Annotated in this window: 8 protein-coding genes; 7 read left to right on the top strand and 1 reads right to left on the bottom strand. The window is 36.2% G+C overall.

All coding sequences use genetic code 11. From position 1 onward, the window contains the following. The first annotated feature begins 32 nt into the window (after positions 1-32). From CLV33_RS17565 to yidD, 5 genes are all read left to right on the top strand, one after another. Positions 33-1,226: a hypothetical protein gene (locus tag CLV33_RS17565; RefSeq protein ID WP_170064022.1), complete on the top strand. Its 1,194-nt coding sequence runs from the start codon at positions 33-35 to the stop codon at positions 1,224-1,226. Between the two features lie 118 nt (positions 1,227-1,344). After that, the gene (locus CLV33_RS13290) at positions 1,345-2,868 is read left to right on the top strand and encodes an OmpP1/FadL family transporter (RefSeq protein WP_105474330.1); all 1,524 of its coding nucleotides are present in this window, start codon (positions 1,345-1,347) and stop codon (positions 2,866-2,868) included. 308 nt (positions 2,869-3,176) lie between these two features. Beyond that, positions 3,177-3,851, top strand: a complete 675-nt coding sequence (gene folE / locus CLV33_RS13285; RefSeq protein ID WP_042242745.1) for a GTP cyclohydrolase I FolE — start codon at positions 3,177-3,179, stop codon at positions 3,849-3,851. Positions 3,852-3,894: 43 nt separating this feature from the next. Then, positions 3,895-5,376, top strand: coding sequence for a cysteine--tRNA ligase (cysS, locus tag CLV33_RS13280; RefSeq protein ID WP_105474329.1), 1,482 nt, complete (start codon positions 3,895-3,897; stop codon positions 5,374-5,376). A 117-nt stretch (positions 5,377-5,493) separates the two neighbouring features. Beyond that, entirely contained in the window at positions 5,494-5,718 is a 225-nt protein-coding gene (gene yidD / locus CLV33_RS13275) for a membrane protein insertion efficiency factor YidD (RefSeq protein WP_042242741.1), read from the top strand. Positions 5,719-5,852: 134 nt separating this feature from the next. Here the strand turns inward: yidD and CLV33_RS13270 are convergent, their stop codons facing one another. Beyond that, the gene (locus CLV33_RS13270; RefSeq protein WP_105474328.1) at positions 5,853-7,313 is read right to left on the bottom strand and encodes an aminoacyl-histidine dipeptidase; all 1,461 of its coding nucleotides are present in this window, start codon (positions 7,311-7,313) and stop codon (positions 5,853-5,855) included. 292 nt (positions 7,314-7,605) lie between these two features. Here CLV33_RS13270 and CLV33_RS13265 point away from each other — a divergent pair, with 292 nt between their 5' ends. Then, the gene (locus CLV33_RS13265) at positions 7,606-8,673 is read left to right on the top strand and encodes a DUF3810 domain-containing protein (RefSeq protein WP_105474327.1); all 1,068 of its coding nucleotides are present in this window, start codon (positions 7,606-7,608) and stop codon (positions 8,671-8,673) included. 75 nt (positions 8,674-8,748) lie between these two features. After that, entirely contained in the window at positions 8,749-11,739 is a 2,991-nt protein-coding gene (locus CLV33_RS13260) for an amidohydrolase family protein (RefSeq protein ID WP_244906436.1), read from the top strand. Positions 11,740-11,749: the final 10 nt, after the last annotated feature.

Raw genomic sequence — 11,749 nt, 5'->3', positions numbered from 1 at the left:
ATATGCAAATTAATAACTACTTAAAATCGAAAATGCAGTTCGCAGCAATCCTTGGATTGTTCTTCGGATTAGCATCTTGCGGTTCCTACCAATATGTAGGTGTTGACAATGATGGTATTTATGGCGGAACCAACGATAATACGCAAAATCAAGTAAGAGTTGTTGACGCAAACGCCAATGCTGAAGGTAATGATTATTATGAAAATTACTTTAAAAATAAAGCACAAGAGTATGAGATTGCTACAGATAACGGCGCCATATTTACCGATATAGATAGCTATAGTAGTGAAAACAACTTAGCTGTAAACGATACTATATACAACGATTATCAAGGTAATGTTGGATGGGGACAAACCAACAGCAATGTTGTAATAAACTACCATGACAACGGTTGGAACAACTGGGCTTGGGACCCTTGGTTTAATGCTGGTTTTGGCTGGGGCGGTGGCTTTGGCTGGGGTTGGAACAACTGGGGTTGGAATAGATGGAACCGCTGGGGCGGTGGCTGGGGTTGGAACGACCCATGGTTTAACGCTGGCTGGGGCTGGGGCGGTGGCTTCGGTTGGGGTTGGAATAATTGGGGCTGGGGAGGCTGGAATGCCTGGGGTCCTGGTTTCTATGGAAATAACTTTTTTGTAGGGAACAGATTTGGTAGCAGGTTAGCGTTTAGCAACACCAGAAGAGGAAGTGCTGCCTTTTATGGTAGGAGTTCTAGTAACAATGCTTTAAGAAGAAGTAGTATTGCCAATACAAGACGTTCTTCTACTACAGCTAGAACCTCTAATTCTACAAGAAGATATAATAGTACGTCGCGCAGAAGTAGTGTTGCCGCAACTAACAATACATCGTCTAGATATAGCACAACAAGACGCAGTAATGTTTCTAGAACAAATGGCACCTCTAATGTAAGACGCTCTAGTTCGCCAACTACAATAAACAGAAACTCAACGGTGAGAAGAAGCAGTTCAAGACAGCCATCTTATTCACCAAATAGATCGTCGTCTAGCAGCAGATATTCGTCACCTATTAGAAGAAGTTCGCCTTCAACATATTCTAGAAGCGGTAATTCTAATTATAGTAGAAGTAGCTCTTCAAGTAGCAGAAGCGGATCTTATTCAAGATCGTCCTCATCTTCCAGAAGTTCTGGATCTGTATCAAGATCATCAGGAAGCTCTAGAAGTTCAGGAAGCTCTAGAAGTTCTTCATCAGGAGGAAGAAGACGTTAACAAATAAATTTTAAAAACCTTAGATGTTGTTTAAAATAATCATGAAGCTATTTGGTTATGATTATTTTAAACTTCCTCGGGTTACCTTTGCCAATTGAACAACGAAAAAATTAAACATATGAAAAAGCTCCAATTATTATGTATAGGCTTACTATCTGTGTCTACAATTTATGGTCAAGATATTAGCGACGCGTTACGGTATTCTCAAGATAACATTCAAGGTACTGCTCGTTTTAGAGCATTAAGTGGTGCATTTGGTGCCCTTGGGGGCGATATGAGTGCCGTTAGCATTAATCCTGCGGGTTCTGCTGTATTTAGTCAAAGCCACGCATCTTTCTCAGTAGGAAATGCTGAGCTAAATAACGATACACGATATTTTAACGGTACAGGAAGCACTAACGATTCTAATTTCGATTTAACACAAGGTGGCGCATCGTTCGTTTTTAAAAATACCAGCAACTCCCCTTGGAGAAAGTTTACTGTTGGTGTGGCTTACGATAGAACTAATAATTTTGATGATAGTTGGTTTGCTGTAGGCACTAACACAAACAGCAACAATTTTAACAATACAATTGGTAGTTATTTCTTTGATTATGCAAATGGACTACGATTAGATGAAATCTCTGCGTTTCCAAACGAAACATTAGACCAAGCGTACCAAAATATAGGTACCGATTTAGGTTTTGTTCACCAACAGGCATTTTTGGGTTATGAATCTTTTATCCTAGAGCCTGAAGTTGATGCAGACGACAATACAAGTTATTTATTAAATGTAGCTGAAGGTAATTTCAATCACGATTACACCTACCGTTCTACTGGATATAACGGAAAAATAGCTGTAAACCTAGCTGCACAATATGGTGATAATTTATATTTAGGTGTTAACCTTAATTCACATTTTATAGATTATGATCGTTCTACGCTTTTATTTGAAAGTAATAACAATGTTGGCTCTATAGTAAGTGATGTGGAATTTGAAAACAACTTATCAACAAGAGGATCAGGATTTTCGTTTCAACTAGGTGGTATTTTAAAATTAACTAACGAATTTCGCGTTGGCTTAACTTACGATTCTCCAACATGGTACACCATTGAAGAAGAAACGTCTCAGTTTTTAGGTACGGCAGGAGACGATGGTGCACCTTTTAACGTAAACATCAATCCGCAAGTTATAAATATCTATCCGTCGTATAGGCTTCAAACACCTTCTAGATTTACTGGAAGTGCAGCCTATGTATTTGGAACAAAGGGCTTAATTAGTTTCGACTATTCTACAAAAAATTACGGTGCCACTAAATTTAGGCCAGACAGAGATTTTACAGGCTTAAATGCAGATATTAGTGATATCTTAACTACTGCTGCCACTTATAGATTGGGTGGTGAATACAAACACAAACAATTTAGTTTTAGAGGTGGTTATAGATTTGAAGAAAGTCCCTATGTAGATGGCGCAACTGTTGGAGATTTGAACGGCTTTTCACTAGGTTTTGGGTACAACTTTGGAAATACAAGATTGGATATTACTTACGACCAATGGAAACGCACAGACCAAACACCATTATACAATATTGGTTTAATTGATGCTGCAACAATAGATAGACAAAATTCTAATATTACATTAACACTAGGGTTTAATATTTAAACCTATTATTAACAACATATAATTAAAGCTTGAACCCCAAAAGTTCAAGCTTTTTTAATTATTAAAAATGTAATTAAACTAGAATTAAAAACAGGGTTAATAACCTATAAAATTATAATTATCAAGTATTTATAACTAAATTTTGGTGATAATTAAGAACATAGTGAAAGCCAACACAACATTAAAAATAGAACGTAACGAATCTAAAATCCATTGGATCTTTTTCTTTCGCTTTTTATTAACACTGCGTGTGTAAGCTAAAATCAAGAAATGCTTATCTTTGCAAACTCAATTTTCACTTATTAATCATGAAGTTTGACAATTTAGAAGATTTTGATGCCTTAGGCGATGAACATATTGGTTCCTCAGAGAACACACCAATGCGCAGTGATGCCTTTAAGCTTACAAATGAAGAAAAAATAGACATCATTAAAGACGATGTGCGCCATATTATGGAAACACTCGGTCTAGATTTAACTGATGATAGCTTAAATGGCACACCAAACCGAGTAGCAAAAATGTTTGTAAAAGAAATTTTTGGCGGTTTAGACCCTAAAAGAAAACCTAGCGCATCAACTTTCGAAAATAAATATAAATATGGTGAGATGCTCGTTGAAAAAAACATTACAGTATATTCAACCTGCGAGCACCATTTATTACCTATTGTTGGTAGAGCCCATGTTGCTTACATTTCTAACGGAACGGTTGTGGGATTATCTAAAATGAACCGTATTGTAGATTATTTTGCTAAACGCCCTCAGGTACAAGAACGCCTTACCATTCAAATAGTAAAAGAACTTCAAAACGTTTTAAACACTAAAGATGTAGCTTGTGTTATTGATGCAAAACACTTGTGTGTTAACTCTAGAGGCATTAGAGATATTGAAAGCAGTACTGTAACTTCAGAGTTTGGTGGTAAGTTTAAAGATATGGCTACGCGTCGTGAATTTTTAGATTACATTCAATTAGATACTCAGTTTTAATGTTCGTTGTTTAGTCTTTAGGCATTAGCCAAAATCAATCAATATGCAATTATATCAATCAAACCAAATTAAAATACACAATTCCCTTACAGGAAAAAAGGAAGTTTTTAAACCTATAAACGAAGGGCATGTTGGCATGTATGTTTGTGGCCCCACGGTTTACAGCAATGTACATTTGGGCAATGTAAGAACATTTATGTCTTTCGATATGATATTTCGCTATTTAAAGCACCTAGGCTATAAAGTACGTTACGTAAGGAATATTACCGATGCTGGCCATTTGGAAAATGATGCAGATGTTGGCGAAGATAAAATCACTAAAAAAGCACGTTTAGAACAAATAGAACCTATGGAAGTGGTGCAACGCTACACTGTAGATTTTCATAACATTCTAAACACCTTAAACTTTTTACCTCCCAGTATAGAGCCAACCGCAACCGGCCATATTATTGAACAAATAGAGTTGATTAACAAAATTATAGATAACGGTTTTGCTTATGAAATTAATGGTTCGGTATATTTTGATGTACATAAGTTTAATGAAACTAACGATTATGGCAAACTAAGCAAGCGCAAGCTTGAAGATTTAATACATAATACCCGTGCTTTAGACGGACAAAGCGACAAAAAAAATCCGCAAGACTTTGCGCTTTGGAAAAAAGCAGAACCACAACATATTATGCGTTGGCCTTCGCCTTGGGGCGATGGCTTTCCTGGTTGGCATTTAGAATGTACCGCAATGAGCACGAAATACTTAGGCGAAACATTTGATATTCATGGTGGCGGTATGGATTTAAAATTTCCGCATCATGAATGTGAAATTGCACAGAATGAAGCAGCCATAGGGAAATCGCCAGTTAATTATTGGATGCACGCCAATATGCTGGAGCTAAACGGACAACGCATGTCTAAAACTACAGGAAACACCATAAATCCCAACGAATTACTATCTGGGAATAACGACAAAATGAGTAAAGCCTACTCACCTAGCGTTATTCGTTTCTTTATGGCGCAATCGTCTTACCGAAGTGTTTTAGATTTAACCGATGATGGTTTAAAAGCAAGCGAAAAAGGCTATAACCGCCTAATGGAAGCAATAAACCTATTACCAAAACTCAATACTTCAAAAACATCAAGCATTAAAATAAAAGACTGGAAACAGAAGTGCTACGATGCCATGAACGACGATTTTAATTCCCCTATTTTAATCGCTCAATTATTTGAAGCCACTAAATACATCAATCAGATTAAGGAGGGCAAGGAAACGCTAACTGCTGAAGATTTAGGGCTTTTAAAAGATACAATGAACGCTTTTGTATTTGATGTTTTAGGATTACGTAATGAAGCTGAAACAAGCTCTGGCACAGATAAACTAACTGGAGCCGTAGATGTATTAATAAAACTAAGACAAGAAGCCAGAGCAAATAAAGACTTTGCCATGTCTGATAAAATTAGAGATGAGTTAGCAGAAGTTGGCATTCAATTGAAAGATGGTAAAGACGGGACGACGTTCTCTGTAAACTAACTGTCTCTCCTGCAATTGCTACACTAAGCGCACAGTCGAAGTAAATACAGGAATCTATTATTATAAATTCCAACTATAAAGCATAAGATTCCCTCTTTCGAAGGAATTACAAATAACATGTTAAAAAAACTACTAATTGCACCTTTTTTATTTTTGATAAAAGTGTACCAAACACTTATATCGCCATTAACCCCTGCAACTTGTAGATACCAACCTACCTGTTCTAACTACAGTAAAGAAGCTTTACAGAAACACGGCTTAGTTAAAGGAGGCTGGTTAGCTTTAAAACGTATTTTTAGTTGCCACCCTTGGGGTGGTTCTGGGTACGATCCTGTGCCTTAACCCTAAAAAACAGACTGATGTAACTTTAAAATTATCAGTTTTTAAAAAAATCAGTATGCCATGATTAATATTTAATATTAAACATTAAAGTGAGTAATATCCGTAAGCACTAAACAAATCGCTTTTTTTCTACTTTACTTCTTAGGTATCGCCTTTAGAATCTCCAAAACAAATTTCCAATATTTTTGTACCGATGAAATTTGAGCACGTTCATCTGGGGAATGTGCTCCTTTAATATTTGGCCCAAAGCTAATCATATCCATATCTGGATAATTTTGCCCTAGAATACCACATTCCAACCCTGCATGACATGCTGCTACATGTGGTTTTTCTCCATTTAAGTCTTCATAAATTTTTGTCATAACTTTTAAAATGGCAGAATCCATATTGGGTGTCCACCCTGGATAATCTCCCGAGAATTCCACTTCGCATCCTGTTAATTCAAAGGTAGCCCTTAGCGTATTGGCTAAATCTATTTTAGAACTTTCTACAGAAGAGCGAGTTAAACAGCCCACTTTAATATTGCCGTTTTTAACTACCACCCTAGCAATATTGTTTGAGGTTTCTACCAAATTGGGAATATCGGCACTCATTCTATAAACGCCATTGAAGGCTGCATACATGGCTCTGGTAAACCCTTCTTGTACGCCCAAATCCATAATTTTTTCTGGTGTATCGCATTTAGAGACCTCGATGATTAAATCTGGCTCCATGGTTCTTAATTCCTTTTTTATGGCATTACACATTAAATTGGTCTCTAATAAAAAGGCGTTTTCGTGCATAGCATCAATAGCAACAATGGCTTTACTCTCGCGAGGAATGGCATTGCGCAAACTACCACCATCAATTTCTGAAATTCTGAGTCCAAAATTCTCAAAACCATCAAATAGCAAACGGTTTAAAATTTTATTGGCGTTACCCAAGCCTTCATGAATTTGCATTCCTGAATGGCCACCTTGCAAACCTTTTATAGTTATTTCAAAACCTATTTTATGCTCTGGGGTGTTTTCTTCATTGTAAGTTCTAGTGGCTGTTACGTCTATACCTCCTGCGCATCCTACACCAATCTCGTCATCTTCTTCGGTATCTAAGTTTAATAAAATACCGCCTGAAAGCAGGCCTTCTTTTAAACCCTGAGCTCCGGTCATGCCAGTTTCTTCATCAATTGTAAATAAGGCTTCAATTGCTGGGTGTGGTATATCGGTACTTTCTAAAATTACCATAATTGTTGCCACGCCTAATCCGTTATCTGCACCAAGCGTAGTCCCTTTGGCCTTTACCCAATCGCCTTCTACATACATTTCTATGCCTTGGGTATCGAAATCGAAAACTGTATCGTTATTTTTTTGGTGCACCATGTCTAAATGCGACTGCATCACCAAGGTGGTTCTGTTTTCCATTCCTGCAGTTGCTGGCTTTTTAATAATAACATTTCCTACCTCATCTTCAATGGTTTCTAAACCAAGGGTTTTTCCAAAATCTTTCATGAATGCAATTACGCGTTCCTCTTTTTTTGAAGGTCGTGGTACGGCATTTAAATCGGCGAATTTATTCCAAAGTGCTTTGGGTTCTAGTTGTCTTATTTCTTGGCTCATAATTTAGGAATTGTTTTCACAAAGATAGAAAGACCTGATAGGTTTTAAAAACCTGACAGGTCTAAATATAATAATTGTAAGAAGACACAGAATTTGGCAGCTACTCCTGATTGCAACGGCATCCTTTTGTTTATTTGCATTAATGAGACCAAATAATGAGGTTGGATGATATATTGGTATAAACGCCTACCTAAGCAGTAATGCCAAAAACAAAAGATATAGTGGAAAGCAGGAAGAAACTTTAGCACACATACAACTGCAATTGGGTACAAATTTTTAGTATTTTTGATACATGCTAAAACACAAAAAATTAGTGCTTGCGCTGTGTTTTATTCCGCAGGTGTTATTGGTAAAATTACTGTCGTACTATCCAGAATTTGTAGAGCAATATTACAGCGAAGGACTTTACCAAACGCTTTCTAAAATATTTAGGTTTGTTTTAGGGTGGTTGCCCTTCTCGTTTGGCGATTTGGTATATGGCCTTGGTGGCGGCTATATAATATGGTGGTGTTTTAAAAACATAAAACGCTTAAAAACCGATTTTAAAAATTGGCTGATTGATGTAGTTGCAGCTATTTCGCTAATTTATTTTGCGTTTCATTTATTTTGGGGGATAAATTACTACCGCCTACCATTGCATAAAAATTTAGATTTAGAAGCCGATTATACTACAGAACAATTGCTACGGGTAACCGAAAAACTAATTGTAGCCTCTAATGCACTACACCTAAACATTACCCAAAATGATACCGTTAAGGTAGATGTGCCTTACAATAAAGCTACTGTTTTTAAAATGATACCAAATGGATATGATAATTTAAAACGTATTTTCCCAAATTTAGAATACCACCCAGAAAGCGCTAAACAATCGCTTTTTAGTTATCCGTTAACATATATGGGGTTTAGTGGTTATTTAAACCCGTTAACGAATGAAGCGCATATAAATGGTAGGATTCCTATGTACAAATTCCCTACAACAACTTCTCATGAAATTGCGCACCAGTTAGGGTATGCTGCAGAAAATGAAGCCAATTTTATTGGGTTTATGGCAGCTACAAACAACAACGACGCATACATTAAATACTGCGGATTAACTTTTGGGTTACGGTTTTGCTTAGGTGAAATATATAGACGCGACGTGTGCTTGTTTGATGATGTAATAGCCGATGTTAATATTGGAATTAGAAAAAATTACGAAGAATCCCGACTGTTTTGGGAAGCACACCAAAATCCGTTAGAGCCATTTTTTAAATTATTTTATAGCAATTTTTTAAAAGCCAACAACCAATCTAAAGGTATGGAAAGCTACAGTTATGTGGTAGCACTTTTGGTGAATTATTTAGAAAACCATGATTTGTAAATGTTAAATTTTAACATGGTTGCGCCTTGTTTTTTATTATCGCTTATATTTAGGGGAAAAATTTAAAAACACAGAATGACTAAAACTACTTTAGCCGTTTTGATGCTCTTTAGTGCACTGCTTATTAATGCACAAGAGTATTTTCCAAAAAACGACGGCGTAAAAACGACTAGCTCCGCTCCTACAGCATTTATAAATGCAACTATTCATGTATCACACAATCAATCCATTAAAAGTGGCACGCTGCTCATTAAAGATGGTAAAGTTGTAGCTTCTGGCACCAATGTAACAGTGCCAAAAGATGCAAAAATAATTGATGTAAAAGGTAAACATATTTACCCTTCATTTATAGACCTATACTCTAGTTTTGGTATAGATAAGCCAAAGCGACAACCAAGAAACCGCGGCGATAAACCTCAATACGACGCTAGTAGAACAGGCTACTATTGGAACGACCATATAATGCCAGAACAACACGCTATGGAACAGTTTAAGTTTGATGCAAAATCTGCAAACGAACTTTTAAAAGCTGGTTTTGGCGTGGTTAACACACATATACACGATGGTATTCATAGAGGTACAGGAGTTCTTGTTGCATTAAACATTAATGATGGTAACGATCAACGCATTATTAACGCTAAATCTGCTCAACATTTATCGTTCACCAAAAGTGCCCTATCTAAACAGGCTTATCCTACTTCTATTATGGGGAGTATAGCGTTATTGAGACAGTTTTATTATGATGCCGATTGGTATGCTAAAGGCATGAGTAAAACCAAAGACTTATCTATTGAAGCCTACAACGCCAATAAAAATTTGGTAAGCATTTTTGAAGCTGGCAGTAAAACCAATGCATTAAGAGCAGATAAAATTGGCGATTTGTTTAATATTCAATATATTATTTTAGGTGGTGGCGATGAGTATGAACGTATTCCTGAAATTAAGGCTACCAATGCTGCTTTTATTATTCCTGTAAATTTTAGGGAAGCCTATGATGTTGAAAATCCGTTTTTAACCGATGCCTTACAACTAAGCGATATGAAAGCTTGGAGCCAAGAGCCCAATAACCCTAAAATTTTAGAGGAAAACGGTATTAATTTTGCACTTACAACACACAAATTAAAATCGCCAGAAAAATTCAAATCAATGCTATTAAAGGCTATTGAATACGGGCTTTCTAAAGAAAAAGCTTTGGAAGCGTTAACAAGTATGCCTGCAAAATTATTGGGACAAGCCTCTAAGATAGGTTCTTTAAACGCTGGTACCTATGCTAATTTTTTAATAACATCGGGTGACATTTTTGATAAAAAAACCAAACTCTATGAAAATTGGGTGCAAGGAGAACAGCACGTTATTTTAGATATGAACCAAAAAGATATTTCTGGAGATTATGAATTTAGTTTAAATGGCGACACTTATAAAATGACGATCTTGGGTGATGCGCCTAAGCTAAAATCTAAAGTTGCAACCGGCAATGTAACCTTGGGGTCTCAAATAAAATATGCTGATGATTGGGTTCATCTTTCAATGACAACAAAAGACACTACAACACAAGATTTTATTAGAGTAGCAGCCTTAGTTAAAGAAAATATAACTTTACAAGGTAAAGCTATTTTACCAAATGGCACAGAAACCACTTTCCTTGCTAAAAAGGAAACAGCAGAAATAGATAAAAGCAATTCTAAAACAGATAAAAATAAAGACGTTAAAGTCAATTATATTTCTAAAATCACCTATCCAAATATGGCTTATGGTTTTGAAACACTTCCAGTGCAAGAAACATTATTATTTAAAAATGCTACAGTATGGACTAACGAAGCTGAGGGAATTTTACAAAATACCGATGTATTAATTAAAAACGGAAAAATTGCTAAAATCGGAAAAAACCTTTCAAACTCCAGTGCCAAAGTTATTGACGCTACCGGCAAACATTTAACCTCTGGCATTATAGACGAACACTCGCATATTGCAACAAGCTCTGTTAATGAGTCTGGACACAATTCAACAGCCGAAGTAAGTATAGAAGACGTTATTGATGATGAAGATATAAATATATATAGAAATTTGGCGGGTGGTGTAACTTCCATTCAAGTATTGCATGGTTCCGCAAATCCTATTGGTGGACGTTCGGCGATTATTAAATTAAAATGGGGAGCTTCTGCCGATAATTATATTTATAACAATGCCCCAAAATTCATAAAATTTGCCCTAGGTGAAAACGTAAAACAATCCAATTGGGGAGACAATAGCAAAAGTAGGTTCCCTCAAACCAGAATGGGTGTAGAACAAGTTTATATAGATTATTTTACGCGCGCCAAAGCTTATGATGCATTGAAACAAAGCGGTAAACCTTATAGAAAAGATATAGAACTAGAAACTCTTGCAGAAATTTTAAACAAAGAGCGTTTTATCTCATGTCATTCCTACGTGCAAAGCGAAATTAATATGCTAATGAAGGTTGCTGAACAATTCAACTTTACTGTTAACACGTTTACCCATATTCTAGAAGGTTACAAAGTTGCCGATAAAATGGCAGAACACGGTGCTGGCGGCTCTACTTTTAGTGATTGGTGGGCTTATAAATACGAAGTAAACGATGCAATACCTTACAATGCAGCTATTATGCACAACCAAGGGGTAACTGTAGCTATAAATAGCGATGATGCCGAAATGTCTAGACGCCTAAACCAAGAAACTGCAAAAACCGTAAAATATGGCGGTATGAGTGAAGAAGACGCTTGGAAATTTATTACGCTAAACCCTGCAAAACTATTACATATAGACGACCGCGTTGGCAGTATAAAAATTGGTAAAGATGCCGATTTAGTATTATGGAGCGACCACCCCATGTCGGTCTACACAAAAGCAGAAAAAACTATTATTGAAGGTGTTACTTATTTTGATATTGAACGCGATAAAGCTATGCGTAAAGCTATAGCCAAGGAAAAACGTATACTTATAAACGAAATGCTAAAGGCTAAGAACAAAGGTGAAAAAACACAAGCCATTAAGCAGAAAAAGAAAGTACATATGCACTGTGATTATGTTGAATATCAAATTAATTAAAACAAAAAAT

The sequence above is a fragment of the Jejuia pallidilutea genome, from assembly GCF_002973595.1.
GTDB lineage: Bacteria > Bacteroidota > Bacteroidia > Flavobacteriales > Flavobacteriaceae > Jejuia > Jejuia pallidilutea.
The sequence above is the reverse complement of the archived record's forward strand: the minus strand, read 5'-3'. Positions and strand labels throughout refer to the sequence as shown.